Consider the following 17,270-nt stretch of genomic DNA (forward strand, 5'->3'; position numbering starts at 1 on the left):
CAACCTCCGTTTGGAAGGCAACGCAACACCGCGACTGGGGAGAAAACCATGACTGAAGAAAACACTGGAGCCGACGCCGTGAATGACGGGGCATCGAACGCGAAGGACGCCGCAAGCGAAGCACTTGGGAACGCCAAGGAATTTGCTGGTGAGGCCGTGGAGAACGTGAAGGAATTCGCTGGCGAAGCTGCGGAGAATGTCAAGGAATTCTTCTCCGGGGATGTTGGTGAAAATGCCAAGGATTTGGCCGGCGACGTCGCGGAAAAGTCAAAGGAAATTGTCGGCGATGTGGCCGAAAACGTCAAAGATATCGGATCGAAGATTGCCGGCCTATTCAAGGGCGGTAAATAGGGCGGATTTCTGCCAACTGGTGGACTGGAGATTGTAATGGCTGGATCAAACGTGCTGGACTCGTCCATGGTGGAAGATGTCATGGCGGAGCTTGCTGCCCTGGAAGATCCCCGCGCACGCGAGGTCAACGAGAAGCACGGCGATGATCACGGGGTTAACCTCGGCAAGCTGCGGGCCATTGCCAAACGCGTGAAGGTACAGCCGGACCTGGCCCGTGAACTGTGGGGTACAGGCGACACCGCCGCCCGGCTCCTGTCACTGCTAATCTGCCGGCCCAAGGCCTTCAAACAAGGCGAACTGGACACCATGCTACGGGAAGCCCGGATACCCAAGGTCCATGACTGGCTGGTGAATTACGTCGTCAAGAAAAGCCCGTTCGCGGAGGGCTTGAGGGTTTCATGGTTTGCCGACCCGGATCCTGTGGTGGCGAGTGCGGGCTGGGCTTTGACCGCCGAACGTGTGGTCAAAAAGCCCGAAGGCTTGGACCTGGGGAAACTGCTGGACATTATTGAGGCCGAAATGAAGGACGCCCCGGAGCGTCTTCAGTGGGCAATGAACAACTGCCTGGCACAAATAGGCATTGGATATCCGGACTATCGCTCCCGTGCGTTGGACATTGGCGAGCGTTTGGAAGTGTTGAAGGACTATCCAACACCGCCCAATTGCACGTCCCCCTTTGCGCCCATCTGGATCAACGAGATGGTCAGGCGCCAAGCGGGCACCTGAAACGATCAGCCCCTGTTGCGGTGCATCATCCGGTAGGTGAGCTCTGCGAGGAGCTCTTCGTCGGAGAGGTGGGAAGCCCGGGCGACGGGAGCTGCGGGAACGGCAACACGGGGTGGTCCTTGCCGGGCGTCGTCGCTGGAGCGCATGTCGTCCGGGGTGATCATGTCGGGAGCGAAATTCGATTTGCCTTTGAGGACCTCGGACACCGATCCTGCCCGCCAACCCAGGGCATGCTCAAGCTTGCGCTGGTTGATTTCCTGGGTACGCCGGGTACCCGATTCCAGCGTCCGCACGGTCTTGATGGCAGTTCCTGCCTGTTTGGCCAATTGCACCTGGCTAAGACCCTGGGCGAGGCGCTCTTCTTTGATGAGCCGTCCAATGGTCTGCAATGCTTCGAGTTCATCCACGCTTCCCACTGTTCCATAGGCAATACTGGGTAAACAAATCGGGGTCGGATCTCGTTCGGCGGGAATTGGCCACCTCAGCCGTATCCCGGCAGGCTCGAGCGCTATGCAAATCGCCGCGATATGGCCACCCTCCGTGAGCCTCGCGACGGAAATTATCAGGCTACTTTGTATCGTTGTGGTCACGGCGCGTGTAAGCGCTTGCATTTTCCGTCGCGTCATGACTATTGTGAGCCTCACCACATCAACCGCACCGCGGAAAAACCTGGTCCACTCACCGAGGAGTTCCCAGCATGAAATCCAAAAAGTTCCTGCTTCCGGCAGCTGTCGCCGGAGTCCTGGCTCTGTCCCTGACCGCCTGTGGTGGCGGCGGGGGTGGCGGCGGCACCAGCTCCGGAGGTGCCAGCGGCGACGCAGCCAACAACCTTGACGGCCGCGGGCCGATCACCTACGTCCAAGGCAAGGACAACAGCAACGTTGTCCGGCCGCTCATCGAAAAGTGGAACGCTGCACACCCGGACGAGAAAGTAACGTTCAAGGAGCAGTCTGACCAGGCCGACCAGCAGCACGACGACCTGGTTCAGAACTTCCAGGCAAAGAACGCCAACTACGACGTCATGAGCGTAGACCTCATCTGGGTGGCTGAATTCGCCGCCAAGGGCTGGCTGCAGCCGCTCAAGGACAAGACCGCAATCTCGACTGACGGCATGCTTGAGTCCACGGTCAAGAGCGCCACGTACAACAACACCCTCTACGCAGCCCCACAGAGCTCGGACGGTGGCATCCTCTACTACCGCAGCGACTTGGTCACCACCCCGCCCAAGACCTGGGACGAGATGATGAAGATGTGCGACATCGCCAAGCAGAACAACATCGGCTGCTATGCCGGCCAGTTCCAGAAGTACGAGGGCCTGACGGTTAACGCCGCGGAAGCCATCAACTCCGCCGGCGGCAAGATCGTTGACGATTCCGGCAAGGCAGCTGTGAACTCCGCTGAAGCCAAGGCCGGCCTCAACAACCTGGTCCAGGCATACAAGGATGGAAACATCCCCACCGAAGCAATCACGTTCCAGGAAGAACAGGGACGCCAAGCCTTCGAAGCCGGCAAGCTCCTCTTCCTCCGCAACTGGCCGTATGTCTACAACCTGGCCAAGACCGATGGCTCGTCCACGGTGAAGGACACGTTCAAGATGGCTCCCCTCCCGGGCAAGGACGGCCCCGGTGCCTCCTCGCTTGGTGGCCACAACATCGCCATGAGCGTGTACTCCAAGAACAAGGCAACGGTTGCGGACTTCATCAAGTTCATCACCAGCGAGGAAACCCAGCGCTTCTACGCCACCCAGGGTTCGCTGGCCCCGGTCCTGACCAAGCTGTATGACGATCAGGAACTCGTGACCAAGCTGCCGTACCTCCCGGTGCTGAAGACGTCCATCGAGAACGCGGTTCCGCGTCCCGTGACGCCGTTCTACCCCGCCGTCACCAAGGCTGTGCAGGATAACGCCTACGCCGCCCTCAAGGGAGAGAAGACCGTGGACTCGGCCATCTCCGACATGCAAGCGGCTATTGAGTCGGCCGGAGCTAAGTAACCACCCGGGCTTCAGTCCGGCTGCCTGTCCCTGAGGGGCGGGCAGCCGGACTGCCGGCCACGGCCTTCTCCCTGACAGGAGTCTTGACATGTCAACAGAACTACAAAAACCAGATGCGACGGCGACCGCCGGGCATACGATGCCGAGTCGCGAAAGCGCCGATCGGAAACAACTCACGCAGGGCCGCTGGGCGTACACCCTCCTGGCGCCGTCGCTCATCCTGTTGGCGGTTGTGATCATCTACCCGGTGCTCAACGCCATCATCATGTCCTTCCAGAAGGACTCCGGCCTCGATCCGGCCACGGGCTTCTTCTCCGAAGGCGGTCCCGCCGGATTTGAAAACTACACGCACTGGCTGCTGCAGCAATGCACGGCCCCCGGCGGCGGCTCGGTTGCTTGCCCTCCGGGAACACTGGGAGCCCAGTTCTGGGACTCCATGGGCACCACGTTCTTCTTCACGGTGGTCACCGTTGCATTTGAAACTGTCCTTGGCTTCTGGATGGCAATCATCATGGCCCGCGCCTTCCGTGGCCGCAGCCTGATCCGTGCAGCCGTCCTGGTGCCGTGGGCCATCCCGACGGCCGTCACCGCCAAGCTCTGGTTCTTCATCTTCGCCTTCGAAGGCATTGCCAACAAGCTGTTCGGGACCCAGATCCTGTGGACTGGTTCGGAATGGCCGGCCAAGTGGGCCATCATCATTGCCGACGTCTGGAAGACCACGCCCTTCATGGCCCTCCTGATCCTGGCAGGCCTGCAACTGATTCCCGACGAAGTCTATGAAGCCGCCAAGGTTGACGGTGCATCCACTTGGCAGCGGTTCCGCTTGATCACCCTGCCTCTGGTGAAGCCGGCGCTGATGGTAGCCATCCTGTTCCGTGTACTTGACGCACTACGTATGTACGACCTCCCCGCCATCATGACCCAGGGCGCAAACGGCACCACCACGCTGTCCATCCTGGTGGTCCAACAAATCAGGCAAGGGTTCAATACAGCGGCGGCGCTATCGACCATTACATTCCTGGTGATCTTCCTGGTGGCGTTTATCTTCGTCCGCTTCCTTGGGGCGAACGCGGTGGATGCGGCCACATCTTCCGGAAAGGCGAAGTGAGATGAGCACAGCCACAGCTTCGAAGACTTCCACCGCCCCGGCCGAAAAGCCGAAGCGACCCTTCAACTGGGGGTCACTGCGCACCTACATCAGTGCTGTCATCATCCTTATCTGGTGCCTGGCACCCTTCTACTGGATGCTGGTCACGGCCTTCCGCGATGTGGGATACACGTTCGACACCACGCCCTTCTTTACCCACATCACGTGGGACAACTTCGCTACGGTGTTCGACGAGAGCCTGGGCAACCACTTTGGCCGCAACCTGCTGAACAGCCTGATCGTTGGCGCTGTGACAACAGTGGTGGCCTTGCTCGTTGGTGTATTCGCCGCTTACGCCTTAGCCCGGTTGAATTTCCGGTTCAAGTTCGTGGTCCTCGGCTTCATCCTGGGCGCTTCGATGTTCCCCGGCGTTGCCCTGGTTACCCCACTTTTCCAGCTGTTCACCAACATCGGCTGGTTCGGTACCTACCAGGCGCTGATCATTCCGAACATCTCGTTCGTCCTCCCGCTGACGGTGTACACGCTGACTTCGTTCTTCCGCGAGATGCCGTGGGAGCTCGAAGAAGCGGCAAGGATTGATGGCTGCACGCAGGGACAGGCTTTCCGGAAGGTGATCCTTCCCCTGGCAGCCCCGGCCACGTTCACCACGGCAATCCTGGCCTTCATCGCCTCCTGGAATGAATTCCTGATCGCCAGCCAGTTGTCGAACGACTCAACCAAAACCGTCACAGTTGCCATTGCGTACTTCGCAGGTGCGCAGCCACACCAGGAACCGTACACGGCAGTCATGGCCGCGGGTACCGTGGTGACGATTCCGCTTGTGATCCTGGTACTGGTCTTCCAACGCAAGATCGTGGCCGGCCTGACGGCGGGTGCAGTCAAGTGACGAGTTACAACGATCGACGGCGGGCGTCCCCCACAGCAAGACCCACAGCAAGACCCACAGCAAAACCCGATCCGGGTACTAAACGGGTGCGTTCTGCGGAGGACTTCGACATCATCATCGGTTTCCTGGCTTTCTGGGGCCTGGTGCTCCTGATAGCCACCGTCTGGATGGAAGTCACGGGCCAGCAGGCCCTCGGCTGGGCATTGGGTCTCCTGGCAGTGGTTCTGGCGCTCTGGGGCATGCTGCGCTTGCGCAGCAAACTGCCCAAGCGCACTACGCGACGGCTTGGCTAGGTGCCCCAGGGAGAAGACAAGTACCTGACCGGCGTCGAAACAACCCGCGCGAAGTCGGCGAACGGCAGGCAGGCGGAATAGGCTGTAACGTGCCGTCCGGGAACGAGCCCTCGGCTTTCGGCATGCACCAAAAAGGGGGCTTGAGTGGCAAAGACGAACGAACGGTCCCAACGTGGCGGCCATGCCGGCGTCAGCATTGAGGACGTTGCCGCAGCAGCTGGCGTCTCAACGGCAACCGTTTCCCGGGCAGTGCGGGGATTGCCGCGGGTCTCTCCCGCAACCCGCGAGAAGATCCTGGAAGTTGCAAGTTCTTTGGGATACGTGGCGTCGTCGTCGGCTTCAGGGCTGGCGACGGGCCGCACCCGCACCATTGGCGTCCTCGCTCCGTTCGTCAGCCGGTGGTTCTTCTCCAAAGCCATCGAAGGCGCTGACCGCGAACTGCATTCAAGGAAGTACAACCTTTCACTGTTCAACCTCGGCGGCCACGGCAGCAACCGGGAGCGGCTCTTCAGCTCCACCATGGTCTACAAACAGATCGATGCGCTGCTGGTGCTCTGCATGTCCTTGACCGAGGACGAACTGGAACACCTCCACAAGATCGACATTCCGCTGGTGGTGGTGGGCGGCCACGTTGAGGACTGCCCCTACATCGGCATCAACGACTACGACGCCGCGTCCACCGCGGTGAAGCACTTGCTGGACCTGGGGCACAAGGACATAGCCCTTCTCCACGGCGACGACGAAACGGACCTTAACTTCGACGTTCCCCGCGTGCGTATCCGCGCCTTCCAGGAAGTCATGTCCGACGCCGGCCTGGAAGTCCGCTCCGAATGGGACCAGTGGGGCGACTTCACCGTGGCAAGTGGGCAAGAGGCCTTCAACCGGCTATGGACCCAGCCCGGCCGCAAGCCGACAGCGATTTTCTGTTCCTCTGACGAAATGGCCATGGGAGTCATTTTTGAAGCGGGACGGCACGGGGTCAGGGTGCCGGAGGATCTCTCTGTCATCGGCATTGATGATCACGATTTCTCGTCGTCGCTTGGCTTGACCACCGTGGGCCAACGTCCGGACAACCAAGCCGAACTGGCTACCAGGATGCTGCTGGACGAACTGGACGGGCACAGCGGCGCGGTTCACTCCGAGGTGGCACCGCATGAGCTGATCGTCCGGGAAACAACAGCGCCGCCCAACGGTAAGTTCACAACCAGCCCAAGCTAGGAAGCGGCAGCCAGGAAGCCCAAGCTAGGAAGCGCGCGCCAACTGCCGGATGGGAATCCACCGGGAGGCAAGGCGCCGGTAGGCTGCTGCGGCCCCTGTCATGTCGCCCTCGGCCAAGCACTCAATCCCCAAGCGAACATCCATGGGGGAGTCGTCCGGGTACACCTTGTCAGCCACAGCGCCGTAATCGAGCTCCACCATGGACTGGACGTGGAACAGCTCCAGCCATTCAGTGAGCTGGGTCAGGTCATCCAGCATGTCCAGGTCAGGAGCCGCCAGCGCCAGGTGGGCCACGGAAAAACGGGCCCGTTCCAAGGCTTCGGTCAGCGGCGTCCACACCCGTACCGTAAGGATCCGCCCCTCGGCTTCCACCACGTCCTTGCGGTCCGACTCGGCAAACAGCGAGAACCAGCTGAACGGGATTCCCCAGGTGGAGGCCCGGGTGTGGACGCGTTTGGCATCTTCCCGGGCATTGATCCGGTCGATCCGCATCTGGTGCTTGTCCCGTTGGGATACCGGAATGAGCAGGTCGGCCAGGGGACTGTGCACCCCGTCCATGAGCGCGTTGGCTGCCAAACCGGCCCGAATCACCAGTTGGCTGGGGCAGTAAAGGACCCGTCCGGCGTCGTCGTCATCTTTTCCCGGCGCGGCGTGCCGCCCGGTGGGGACGCGCGTCATGCGCACCAGGTCGGTGCGGCCGGTGGGGAAAGGATCGCCGCCGGAGCGCGTGATGCGCCCCAGCGAGGCCTGGAGTTCGGCATTTTCGACGGCGGCCCGGGAACCTGCCCTGCTGCTCTCCGCCACGAGCTGGCGCTGCTGCTCGGGTGGGAAGGCTTCGAGGGGCTCGTAAACGCGCAGGGACGAAGAAAAGGGCAGGCCGGCCTGACCCCGGTACAGGTTTCCGCTCATCTCCAGCCAGCCCCTTTCATCCGAGTCGTTGGGTGGTTAGTCGGCAAGCTCCACGATCACGGGAGCGTGGTCCGAGGCGCCCTTGCCCTTGCGTTCCTCGCGGTCAATGGAGGCGCCAGTGACGCGCGAAGCCAGCGCCGGGGAGGCCAGGCAGAAGTCGATCCGCATGCCTTCCTTCTTGGGGAAGCGTAGCTGTGTGTAGTCCCAGTAGGTGTAGACGCCGGGGCCAGGCGTATAGGGACGGACGACGTCGGTAAAACCGGCGGTTTCGAACGCGTGGAACGCTGCCCGCTCGGGTTCACTGACGTGGGTGAAGTTGTTGTCGCGGAAGAGCTGGATGTCCCACACGTCGTCGTCGAACGGTGCGATGTTCCAGTCACCCATGAGGGCGATCTGCGCGTTGGGTTCGGCCTGGACCCATTCGGCGGCCTGGCCACGGAGGACCTCCAGCCACTTGATCTTGTATGGCATGTGTTCGTCGTCCAGGGACCGGCCGTTGGGGACGTAGAGGCTCCAGACCCGGATTCCGCCGCACGTGGCTGCAATGGCGCGGGCTTCCTGGGCGGGATCCTTGCCGGCCTTGCCAAAAGCGGGCTGGTCCACGAAGGTGCGCTCCACGTCTTCGAGACCCACGCGGGAGGCGATGGCAACGCCGTTCCACTGGTTCACGCCGAAGTGCGCAACCTCGTAGCCCATGCGCTCAAAGAGTTCCCAGGGGAAGTTATCGTCCTTGCACTTGGTCTCCTGGATGGCCAGGACATCGCAGTCGCTGCGCTCAAGCCAGGCTTCCACGCGGTCGGCTCGGGCACGGAGGGAGTTCACATTCCAGGTAGCTATCTTCACAGCCACTAACTTACCGAACTTGGCGCTGAGCGCATCCCCCTGCGGCTTTTTACCGTGCCGCAGCTAGTGGCCGTACAGCGTCCGTGTGTTGGCCAGCTTGCGGAGCCCGATGCCCGAAGCGATCAGCAGCAGGCCCGTGAGGATGGCAAAGGCGGACAACATTCCCATGAGCCCAAGGAGGCCAACCCCAGGGTTCACCAAAACGACAATCCCAAACACGGTGGTGATGAGCCCGGTGAGGAGCCATAAGCCCCAGCCGCTGATGAAGCTGCGGGCTGCCAGGGCCAGGATGATCTGCGAGATCCCCAGTACAAGGGCCCACAATCCAATAAGGACTCCGATGGCAGCCGCTGTGATTCCGGGCCACGCGATGGCCAGCACGCCGGCGGCTATGGAGATGAGGCCACCCACTACGCTCCAACGGGAACGGCCGGCGGGATCGTAGAAATAGTGGGCCACGCTGGTGATGCCGTCCACGATGGCGAAGAAGCCGAACACCACCACCACCGCGAACACTGTGGCGCTGGGCAGAACCAGGACCAGAAGGCCAAAAACGATGGCGAGGGCTCCGCGGACCAACAAAGCCGTCCCTGGAGTGGTGAACATTCTGCGACCCGTTGTGTCCGACATACGGACAGCGTAACCAACCGCGTGCCTTTACCGCATCCCTTCGCGCCGGATGGCTGTTGCGATGGCTGCCGCGCGTGTCTCCACGCCCAGTTTGGCGTAGATGTGGGCCAGGTGTGTTTTCACGGTTGCCTCGGAAATGAAGAGCCGTTTCCCGAGATCCCGGTTGCTCAGTCCCTGGGTCAGCAGGCTCAACAATTCAGCTTCCCGGGGCGTGAGGATTTCGTCGGGATTCCGCAATTGCTGGAACAGCCGTGAGGCCACGGGCGCGCTCATCACGCTCTTCCCCTGCACGGCGCCGCGGACTGCCGCGAAGATCTCTTCCGGGGCGGCATCCTTGAGCAGGTAGCCCATGGCCCCGGCGTCCACGGCGCGCACAATATCGGCATCCGAGTCGTAGGTGGTGAATACGATCACCGCCTGCTTCGGGTTGCGTTGCCGCAGCTGCTTGATCGCCTCGATTCCATCCATCCCGTCTCCCATGGCCAGATCCATCAGGACCACGGCAGGCGAGTGCACTTGCGCAGCTTCCAGCGCTTCCTCACCCGAGGATGCCTCCCCGACGACGGCGATATCGGCCTGGGTGCCCAGCAGCGCCTTCAACCCGCTCCGGACCACGGTGTGGTCGTCCACGAGCAGCACGGAAATAGCGGTCACAGGCCCTCCTTTGACGAATCGGCAGGCTGGCTGAGCGGCAGCTGCGCCGCGATGATGGTTCCTTCACCCGGCGAGCTCTCCACCGACAATTCTCCACCCAACTGTTCCACCCGCTGCCGCATGGCCCGCAGGCCGTACCCCCCGGTTTCCGACGGCGAAGGTACCGCTGAAGGATCAAAGCCGCGGCCGTCGTCGTACACGTCCAGGGTGACCGCCTCCGGAAGGTATCCAAGAGTCACGCTGGCGTGGTCCGCGTGCGCGTGGAGCTTAATGTTGGCTGCCGCGCTCTGGGTGACGCGGAGCAGGGCATGGCGGACCTCGGCAGGCAAGGGGCGCAGGTGCCCGGTGACCTGCACCTGGATGGTGTCCACATACTGGCGCGCGGCGTGCTGGAGGGCCTCCGGGAGGGGGCCGGTTTCCAGTCCGGGCGCGGAAAGTTCGTGCACCAGGCTGCGGGTATCGGCGAGGTTGCGCCGCAGCAGCCCGGATGCTTTGGCGACGTCGTGTTGGGCCGAGCCGTCCGGCCAGGAGCGCTGCGCCGCCTCGAGGAGGAGCAGGCTGCTGGCGAGCCCTTGGGTCACGGTGTCGTGGATTTCCCGTGAAACGCGCTCGCGTTCCGTGGCGATTCCGGCTTCCCGTTCGGTGGCGGCGAGTTGTTCCTGGTCGCGCTCGATCTTGTCGTAGATCAAGGTCAGCAGGGCGCCTGCGGCGAGCGGGCCGAGCAGCATGGCGACGTCTGTCCAGCCACTCATCCGGAAGAGCCCGACGGCGGTGGCCGCTGCGGTCACGCCGCTGGCGGCGTATCCGATCAAGCCGCGGAAGGCCCGGCGCGTCAGAAAGAAGATGGCGAACGAGCACCAGGCAAAGCTCGGAGCCACGATCACCAGCGCGGCCCAAGCAGCCACGAGGGCGATCATCCACGGGATCCACAGGCGGCGGCCCGGCAGGCGCAGCCGTGCCAACGCCGCCGTCACGGCGTACAGGGCGCACACCGCGAGCGCCAACACGACAGTCCAGAGGTTGTCCGCGGGGGAGTGCCGCATGACGTACCGGACGCCGGAAGCCACCATCAGGACGGCGAAGCCAGCATGCACCACGGCGTCGATGCGGCCATCGAAGCGGCTGCTCGGCGCGGGCCGTGAGGGGGCACTTGGCATGGGGTGGTTCCCGTTTCAGTTTGCTGGGTGGGCGATCTTTCCATGCTAGATGTCCCGCCGTTATTGGTCTCTCCACCTTTTGGCTGATATGGCCTGCGGAAAGTATGAGGCCGTGGCCTGCTTCGGGCCGATGTGGCCGCGGCCTCGCCCCGGAAGCATGGAGGTGTACCCGCTGCTTATGACCAGGAGAAACCGTGAAGAAGTTCAATATCGCGACGAAGTCCAACAAGACCATCGCCGCCGCCGCTGCCGGAGCATTGTTGCTCACCGGAGGGATCACTGCCGTGGCCAATGCCGTCGCTCCCGCCGCTGCACCGGAAGCCGCCACCGCGAAAGTAGCCGCCGATGTCCAGCCTGCACCGGAAAACGTCGTGGCCCAGAACCGCATCACCGTGGGAGCCTCCAGCAAGGCCGTCAACGCGGCGCTGGCAAAGTGCCAGGCGGACAAACTGCCGTTCGTGACCGTCGCCTTGGTGGACCGTTTCGGTACCGTCCAGGCCATCCTCCGTGGTGACAATGCCGCCGAGCACACCATCGAGGCCGCCAAACAGAAGGCCTACACCGCGGCGGCCTTCGGCGCTCCCACCAGCGAGCTCGCCAAGCGCGTCAATGGCAACGGCCCGTCCATCGCGGACCTCCCCGGCACCCTCTTCCTGGCCGGCGGCGTCCCGCTGAAGGTCAACGGTGTTTCGGTGGCGGGCATCGGCGTCGGGGGTGCCCCGGACGGTGCCCTCGATGAAGCCTGCGCCACCGCTGGTGCCGACGCCCTGGCTGTTGCGGCCAAGTAGCCATGGATCCCCGTGGAGTTTTTGTACACGTAATGGCCTTTGGGGAGCGTTTTAGGGGCGTTATCTGTACGAAAACTCCGGCAGTGGGCGCAGGTCTGGTTGTGCTTGGGCTGCTGTCCGGATGTACGACGGCGGCGCCCGCGCCTTCCAGCGCTGCGCAGGCTTCCAGGGCTGCGCAGGCCTCCAGCGCTGCCTCGCCTTCCAGCCCGGCCACGACTCAAGCAGCCCCTGCCCCAACCGCGGCGTCGAACGCGGGTCCCGGCCCGGCGTCGTCGGCTGTTGTGCCACCCAAACTGTCACCGGAGACTCAAATGGAAACCGACCGACTCCTGATCCTGGCCGCCAAAGCCAACGATCCCGCCCGCGTGCGTGAGCTGATCGCGGCGGGCGGCAATGTCAACGCGAAGGACGATATCCAGGACTCGGCGTTCCTGTACGCCGGGGCGGAGGGCTTCAACGAGGTCCTGCAGCTGACCTTGGCTGCCGGCGCGGATATGCGCAGCATCAACCGGTACGGCGGGACTGCCCTGATCCCGGCCAGCGAACATGGGCACACGGAGACAGTGCGTATCCTCATCGCCGCGGGGGTGCCCGTGGACCACGTCAACAACCTGGGCTGGACGGCCATGCAGGAGGCGATCCTGCTCAACAACGGGGGTCCCAACCAGCAGGACGTCGTCCGGCAGCTCCTTGCAGCAGGGGCGAATCCGGATATCCGGGATCCCGAAGGCCGAACCGCCCTGCAGAATGCAGAGCGGCTCGGATTTACGGAGATCGCGGCGCTGATCCGGACCCGCTGAACTCGCCTGCCCAACTAGGTGACAGCACTTGTTCCATTGAACGCCCAGTGGAACGTTTGCTGTCACCTGGTTGGGTTGCTACAGGGCTTCGAGGATGCTCACGTAGTTCGCGATGCCCACCCCGCCCATGTTCTGGACCGCTCCGCGGCGGGCATTGGCCAATTGCATGCCGCCAGCGGTCCCCGTGAGTTGCATGGCCGCGATGACGTGCTGCGACACTCCCGTGGCGCCCACCGGATGGCCCTTGGCTTTCAGTCCGCCGGACACATTGACCGGCAGCTTCCCGTCCTTGTATACCCAGCCTTCCTTGATGGCCCGGGAACCCTCGCCGCGCGGAGTCAGGCCCATGGCCTCGTACATCACGAGCTCGGCGATGGTGAAGCAGTCATGGACTTCGGCGAAGTCAAGGTGATCCACGCCCACTCCGGCCATTCCCAGCGCGCGCTCCCACGAGGCACGGGTGGCCGCGAATTCGGTGGGGTCGCGCTTCTCCGCAGGGAAGAAGTCGTTCGCATGGCCGAACCCCGCAAGGCGCACAGGCGCGGTTGCACTGTCGCTTGTTGCCGAGGTTGAAAGCACGACGGCGGCAGCTCCGTCCGAAACCGGCGAACAGTCGGTGCGGCGCAAGGGTTCGGCCACCATGGGGTTCTTGTCCGAAATGGTCCGGCAGAACTCTTCACCGAAATCCCGGTGCATCTGGGCGTAGGGGTTGTCCATGCCGTTGCGGTGGTTCTTGGCAGCAATGGAGCCCAGGACATCGCCAAGCCCGGCCTCGTAACCCGGGCCGTTAATGGATGATCCGTAGCGCTTGTCGTAGTGCTTGGCCACCTCCGCGAACAATCCCGTGAACCCCGTGGTGGAGGCTTTACCGGCCATTTCGTAGGAGGCGCCCAACAGCGCAGCTCCCACAACGTCCGCGCCGGCGTCGGTCATCTTTTCCGCACCAATCACCAGGACGTTGCGTGCCGTTCCTGCGAGCACCGCCTTCACGCCCTGCTGGAACGCCGCCGAACCCGAAGCACAGGCATTCTCCGTGCGGGTCGCGGGGACGTTGGCCAGGTCCGCGGAGAGCTGGAGCGCCAGGGAGGACGTGAAGCCCAAGGGCTGCATGCCCGAGTTGAACTGGCCCAGGTAGATCTCGTCGATGTCCTTGGGGTCCAAGCCGGAGTTCCGGATTGCTTCACCGGCGACCTGGACGATCAATGATTCCAGGGTCTGGTCCGTCAGCTTGCCGAACTTGCTGTGGCCCCAGCCGGTCAGCAGGATGTCTTTGCCGAACTGTTCTTTGAGGCTCATGCGTTGGCTCCTTCCAATGCTTCTTCAGCGGCGTCTTCCAGCGCCAGCGTAAATTCTGCTTCCGTCTTTCCGCGAAGCTCTTCGGCGGTGACGCCTGGGGCGAGGCGGGTCAGCAGCAGGCGGGTGCCGCCGTCGTGCGCTTCTTCGTTAGGCACGATGTCGAAAACGGCGAGGTCCGTGATGATCCGGTCCACGCACTTCAGCCCGGTCAACGGGAGCGTGCATTCGCTGACGATCTTCGCCGAGCCGTCCTTGGCATTGTGCTCGGTCAGGACCACCACACGGGGCGTGCCGGCCACCAGGTCCATGGCGCCCCCCATGCCCTTGACCATCTTGCCGGGGATGGTCCAGTTGGCGAGGTCGCCACCGCCGGAGACCTGCATGGCGCCGAGGATGGCCACCTTAACGTGGCCGCCGCGGATCATGCCGAACGAGGTGGCGGAGTCGAAGATGCTGCCACCCGGAGTGATAGTGACTGTCTGCTTGCCTGCATTGATGAGGTCCGCGTCTTCCTCGCCCTCGAACGGGAAGGGACCCATGCCCAGCAGGCCGTTCTCGCTCTGCAGGATTACCCGCACGCCGTCGGGCAGGTTGTTGGCCACCAGGGTGGGGATGCCGATGCCGAGGTTGACGTAGTCGCCGTCGTTCAGTTCTTCGGCCGCGATGGCGGCCATTTGGTCTCGTGTCCAAGCCATGGTTGTGCTCCTCAGTGCTCTTTAGACGGAAGCGGTTTCACGCCGCTGGCGGACTGTCCGCTGCTCGATGTCCTTCACCCTGTCGCTTGTCTGGACAAGCCCCTGGACGAAGACGCCCGGGGTGACGATGTGGTTCGGATCCAGTTGCCCCGGCTCCACGATGACCTCGGCCTCGGCGATGGTCACTGCGCCGGCCGTAGCCACCACGGGGTTGAAGTTTCGCGCGGTGTAGCGGTAGATCAGGTTGCCGTCGGTGTCCGCTGTGTGGGCGTGGACAAGTGCGACGTCGGCGGTGATGGCGCGCTCGCGGACGTACGTGACGCCGTCGAACTCCTCATGCGCCTTGCCTTCGGCGACCAAAGTTCCCACGCCCGTCCGTGTGTAGAACGCCGGGATGCCGGCGCCGCCGGCGCGAAGGCGCTCAGCGAGCGTCCCCTGCGGCGTGAACTCAACCTCGAGTTTTCCGGCAAGGAATTGCTCGGCGAAGAGCTTGTTCTCGCCCACGTAGGAGGCTATGACCTTGCGGACTTGGCCTGCTTCGATGAGCACGCCCAGACCCTTGCCGTCCACGCCCATATTGTTCGAGACGATGGTCAGGTCCTTGGCGCCCGACTCACGGACGGCGTCGATCAGGTCGGCCGGGATGCCGCTGAGGCCAAAGCCCCCGACGGCGATGGTCAGGCCGTCCACCATCAGGTCACCCAGCGCTTGGGCGGCGCTTACGTGCAGTTTGGTCATTGCTGACTCCTCTTTGAGTGTGCTTGCTGGACTATCCACTTTGTGGACTATCTGGGCCGTACTCTGGAGCCTAGATTTGGAGTGCGTGGCGGTCAATGCGCCAGACCCTTGGCTACTCATGGTGTGGACGTTAGGCTGAACAGTATCCATATTGTGGACGAAACTTCAGGAGGCGGTCGTGGCAGTGCAGGGTGCCCAGGTGGTGGGCCGCGCGGCGTTGCTCCTGCGGCTGGTGGGCCGCAAGCCCGGAGGGATGTCCCTTGCAGGACTGGTCCGCGAATCCGGCCTGACCCGTCCAACCGTGCATCGGCTCCTGACATCCCTGGCCGCGGAGGGATTGCTGGAACACGACTCAAGAACCGGAAAGTGGGTGCTGGGCCCGGAGATCTTCCTGCTGGGGTCGGTGGCCGCGGCGCGTTTTCCCATGGAAGACCTTGCCCGGCCGTCGCTGCGCAGGCTCGCGGCCGAGACCGGGGAGAGCGCGTTTTTCTCCATCCGCCGTGGCAATGAGACCGTCTGCGTCCTGCGTGAAGAAGGTGCGTTCCCGGTGCGCTCCTTCGTCCTGCATGAAGGAGTCCGGTTCCCGCTGGGCATTGCGTCTGCCGGAACGGCGATCATGGCGTTCCTCCCACACGAAGAACAAGAGTCCTTGCTGGCGGACTGGACCATCCACGCCGGTGACTTTGCTGCCGGCCATCCCGAAGACGTGGTGCGGGGCAATCTGGAACGGACCCGACTGGCAGGCTACTCAGTGAATCCCGGGCTCATCCTTGAAGGCAGCTGGGGCATGGGTGCCGCAGTCTTTGACACGCAGGGGCGGCCGGCGTGGGCTCTCTCCCTGACAGGCATCGAGCCGCGGTTCCGCCCGGACCGGCAGGAGTTCCTGGGAAAGCTGCTGCTGGAGGAGGCGCACAGGATGACCGCGCGGTTGCAGGGTTAGCCCAGCTCCAGGCGCATCAAGACCCGGGGGAAGCCGTTAAGGACGGACGTGGTTTCAGCCACTTTCTTGAAACCGGCTTTCTCGAACAGCCTCCGCGTGCCCACATACGCCATGGTCAGGTCCACCTTGCCGCCTTTGTTGTCCACCGGGTAGCCCTCGATGGCTGGCGCACCATGGCTCCTTGCGAAGTCGACCGCTCCCCGAAGCAACTCGTGGGAGATCCCCTTCCCGCGGTGTCCGGGCCGGACGCGGATGCACCAGACTGACCAGACATTTGATTCGTCCGCACTGGGAATCCTGCGGTTCTTCGCGAAACTGGTGTCTGCGCGCGGGTGGACAGCTGCCCACCCAACCACTTCGTCGCCGTCGTAAGCCAAAACGCCGGGAGGCGGGTCCTCCGCCACAAGCTTCTGAACATACTTTCCCCGCTCCTGTTTCTGGAGGCTCAGGTTCAGTTTGGAGGGAATCCTGTAACTCAGGCACCAGCACACGTTGGAGTCGGGGCGTTTGGGCCCCACCATGGTCTTCACGTCGTCGAACACCGTTGCCGGCCGGACCTCGATAGCCATGCCGACCATCCTGCCACCGGTGCACACGCTCCGCTAGACTGTCCAGCGTGATGACCGGATCGGGCCGCGGCCCTGCACGGATCGGCTACCCGGCCGACCACTGACGCGCTTCGCGGGTGCTGCGCGTGCACCTCCTTGTGGATCGATGAACCCATCAGACATTCCACTGAACACAGGAGACCTGCATGCCCGCACTTTTCAACCACACCATCATCGCCTCGCGTGACCGCACCGTGTCCGCAGAGTTTTACCGTTCGATCCTCGAAGCCGACGAAGCCCCCGCCTGGGGTCCGTTCAGCAACCTCTCACTGGCCGGTGGCGTGATGCTTCAGTTTGCCGAACCACCGGTGGAGATCCAGATGCAGCACTACGCCTTCCTGGTGGACGAGGCCCACTTTGACCGCGCCTACCAGCAGCTGGTGAGTACCGGCGTCGAACATTGGGCGGATCCGCAGATGACCCGGCCAGGTGAGACCAATACGGAACATGGCGGCCGCGGGGTCTACTTCAAGGATCCTTCCGGCCATGCGCTCGAGCTGATCACCAAGCCGTACTTCTAGAACAACGCGGGGTCACTTATGGCCCGAAAATACGCCCTCAATGGGCCATAAGTGACCCCGCGTTGCACGGAGTTCAAAACTTTCTTCAATCCGCACCCATCCACCCCGTCCCACTCTCC

21 protein-coding genes are annotated in these 17,270 nt (G+C 63.1%); 11 read left to right on the top strand and 10 right to left on the bottom strand.

Annotation, left to right across the window (positions count from 1 at the left end; translation table 11 throughout):
- Nucleotides 1–48: 48 nt before the first annotated feature.
- Both PJL15_RS07510 and PJL15_RS07515 read left to right on the top strand, forming a co-directional pair.
- The gene (locus tag PJL15_RS07510) at nt 49–351 is read left to right on the top strand and encodes a hypothetical protein (RefSeq protein WP_281450555.1); all 303 of its coding nucleotides are present in this window, start codon (nt 49–51) and stop codon (nt 349–351) included.
- Between the two features lie 36 nt (nt 352–387).
- The gene (locus PJL15_RS07515; protein WP_281450556.1) at nt 388–1,077 is read left to right on the top strand and encodes a DNA alkylation repair protein; all 690 of its coding nucleotides are present in this window, start codon (nt 388–390) and stop codon (nt 1,075–1,077) included.
- A gap of 5 nt (nt 1,078–1,082) precedes the next feature.
- Here PJL15_RS07515 and PJL15_RS07520 read toward each other — a convergent pair whose 3' ends face one another.
- The gene (locus PJL15_RS07520) at nt 1,083–1,484 is read right to left on the bottom strand and encodes a helix-turn-helix domain-containing protein (protein ID WP_281450557.1); all 402 of its coding nucleotides are present in this window, start codon (nt 1,482–1,484) and stop codon (nt 1,083–1,085) included.
- Between the two features lie 290 nt (nt 1,485–1,774).
- On the opposite strand from PJL15_RS07520, the gene PJL15_RS07525 reads away from it, so the two are divergent.
- The 5 genes from PJL15_RS07525 (at nt 1,775) to PJL15_RS07545 (ending at nt 6,572) form a co-directional block, all read left to right on the top strand.
- Nucleotides 1,775–3,067: an ABC transporter substrate-binding protein gene (locus PJL15_RS07525; protein ID WP_281450558.1), complete on the top strand. Its 1,293-nt coding sequence runs from the start codon at nt 1,775–1,777 to the stop codon at nt 3,065–3,067.
- Nucleotides 3,068–3,155: 88 nt separating this feature from the next.
- Nucleotides 3,156–4,175 (top strand): carbohydrate ABC transporter permease, encoded by a 1,020-nt coding sequence (locus PJL15_RS07530; RefSeq protein ID WP_432443804.1) that lies wholly within the window; start codon nt 3,156–3,158, stop codon nt 4,173–4,175.
- Nucleotide 4,176: 1 nt separating this feature from the next.
- Nucleotides 4,177–5,061 (top strand): carbohydrate ABC transporter permease, encoded by an 885-nt coding sequence (locus PJL15_RS07535; RefSeq protein ID WP_281450559.1) that lies wholly within the window; start codon nt 4,177–4,179, stop codon nt 5,059–5,061.
- 86 nt (nt 5,062–5,147) lie between these two features.
- On the top strand, nt 5,148–5,354 hold the full coding sequence (locus tag PJL15_RS07540; protein WP_281450560.1) for a hypothetical protein: 207 nt from the start codon (nt 5,148–5,150) through the stop codon (nt 5,352–5,354).
- 144 nt (nt 5,355–5,498) lie between these two features.
- Nucleotides 5,499–6,572, top strand: coding sequence for a LacI family DNA-binding transcriptional regulator (locus PJL15_RS07545; RefSeq protein WP_281450561.1), 1,074 nt, complete (start codon nt 5,499–5,501; stop codon nt 6,570–6,572).
- A gap of 24 nt (nt 6,573–6,596) precedes the next feature.
- On the opposite strand, the gene PJL15_RS07550 is transcribed toward PJL15_RS07545, so the two are convergent.
- The 5 genes from PJL15_RS07550 to PJL15_RS07570 all read right to left on the bottom strand — a co-directional run bounded on the left by PJL15_RS07550 (nt 6,597) and on the right by PJL15_RS07570 (nt 10,765).
- Nucleotides 6,597–7,481, bottom strand: a complete 885-nt coding sequence (locus PJL15_RS07550) for a hypothetical protein (protein ID WP_281450562.1) — start codon at nt 7,479–7,481, stop codon at nt 6,597–6,599.
- 36 nt (nt 7,482–7,517) lie between these two features.
- Nucleotides 7,518–8,324, bottom strand: a complete 807-nt coding sequence (locus PJL15_RS07555) for an exodeoxyribonuclease III (protein WP_281450563.1) — start codon at nt 8,322–8,324, stop codon at nt 7,518–7,520.
- Nucleotides 8,325–8,387: 63 nt separating this feature from the next.
- Nucleotides 8,388–8,954, bottom strand: coding sequence for an HdeD family acid-resistance protein (locus PJL15_RS07560; protein WP_281450564.1), 567 nt, complete (start codon nt 8,952–8,954; stop codon nt 8,388–8,390).
- 27 nt (nt 8,955–8,981) lie between these two features.
- Complete coding sequence (locus tag PJL15_RS07565; RefSeq protein WP_281450565.1) at nt 8,982–9,608, bottom strand: response regulator; 627 nt, start codon at nt 9,606–9,608, stop codon at nt 8,982–8,984.
- Nucleotides 9,605–10,765 (bottom strand): sensor histidine kinase, encoded by a 1,161-nt coding sequence (locus PJL15_RS07570; protein ID WP_281450566.1) that lies wholly within the window; start codon nt 10,763–10,765, stop codon nt 9,605–9,607. The genes PJL15_RS07565 and PJL15_RS07570 overlap by 4 nt, the downstream gene beginning before the upstream one ends.
- Nucleotides 10,766–10,959: 194 nt before the next feature.
- On the opposite strand from PJL15_RS07570, the gene PJL15_RS07575 reads away from it, so the two are divergent.
- Nucleotides 10,960–11,553 carry a GlcG/HbpS family heme-binding protein gene (locus PJL15_RS07575; protein WP_281450567.1) on the top strand — a complete coding sequence of 198 codons (594 nt, stop codon included), beginning with the start codon at nt 10,960–10,962 and terminating at the stop codon, nt 11,551–11,553.
- A gap of 32 nt (nt 11,554–11,585) precedes the next feature.
- A complete protein-coding gene (locus PJL15_RS07580) occupies nt 11,586–12,353 on the top strand; it encodes an ankyrin repeat domain-containing protein (RefSeq protein ID WP_281450568.1) in 768 nt (255 codons plus the stop codon).
- A gap of 78 nt (nt 12,354–12,431) precedes the next feature.
- Here the strand turns inward: PJL15_RS07580 and PJL15_RS07585 are convergent, their stop codons facing one another.
- From PJL15_RS07585 to PJL15_RS07595, 3 genes are read right to left on the bottom strand one after another with little or no spacing between them, the layout of a single operon-like run.
- Complete coding sequence (locus tag PJL15_RS07585; protein WP_281450569.1) at nt 12,432–13,649, bottom strand: acetyl-CoA acetyltransferase; 1,218 nt, start codon at nt 13,647–13,649, stop codon at nt 12,432–12,434.
- On the bottom strand, nt 13,646–14,344 hold the full coding sequence (locus PJL15_RS07590; RefSeq protein WP_281450570.1) for a CoA transferase subunit B: 699 nt from the start codon (nt 14,342–14,344) through the stop codon (nt 13,646–13,648). Before PJL15_RS07590 ends, PJL15_RS07585 begins: the two co-directional genes overlap by 4 nt.
- Nucleotides 14,345–14,365: 21 nt before the next feature.
- Nucleotides 14,366–15,082: a CoA transferase subunit A gene (locus PJL15_RS07595; RefSeq protein ID WP_281450571.1), complete on the bottom strand. Its 717-nt coding sequence runs from the start codon at nt 15,080–15,082 to the stop codon at nt 14,366–14,368.
- 178 nt (nt 15,083–15,260) lie between these two features.
- Between PJL15_RS07595 and PJL15_RS07600 the strand changes: the two genes are divergently transcribed.
- The gene (locus PJL15_RS07600) at nt 15,261–16,022 is read left to right on the top strand and encodes an IclR family transcriptional regulator (protein ID WP_281450572.1); all 762 of its coding nucleotides are present in this window, start codon (nt 15,261–15,263) and stop codon (nt 16,020–16,022) included.
- Here the strand turns inward: PJL15_RS07600 and PJL15_RS07605 are convergent.
- Nucleotides 16,019–16,591, bottom strand: a complete 573-nt coding sequence (locus tag PJL15_RS07605) for a GNAT family N-acetyltransferase (RefSeq protein WP_281450573.1) — start codon at nt 16,589–16,591, stop codon at nt 16,019–16,021. The genes PJL15_RS07600 and PJL15_RS07605 overlap by 4 nt on opposite strands.
- A gap of 185 nt (nt 16,592–16,776) precedes the next feature.
- On the opposite strand from PJL15_RS07605, the gene PJL15_RS07610 reads away from it, so the two are divergent.
- Complete coding sequence (locus PJL15_RS07610) at nt 16,777–17,151, top strand: VOC family protein (protein ID WP_281450574.1); 375 nt, start codon at nt 16,777–16,779, stop codon at nt 17,149–17,151.
- The last annotated feature ends 119 nt before the right edge of the window (nt 17,152–17,270 follow it).

The sequence above is a fragment of the Paenarthrobacter nitroguajacolicus genome, assembly GCF_029952445.1.
Lineage (GTDB): Bacteria > Actinomycetota > Actinomycetes > Actinomycetales > Micrococcaceae > Arthrobacter > Arthrobacter nitroguajacolicus_B.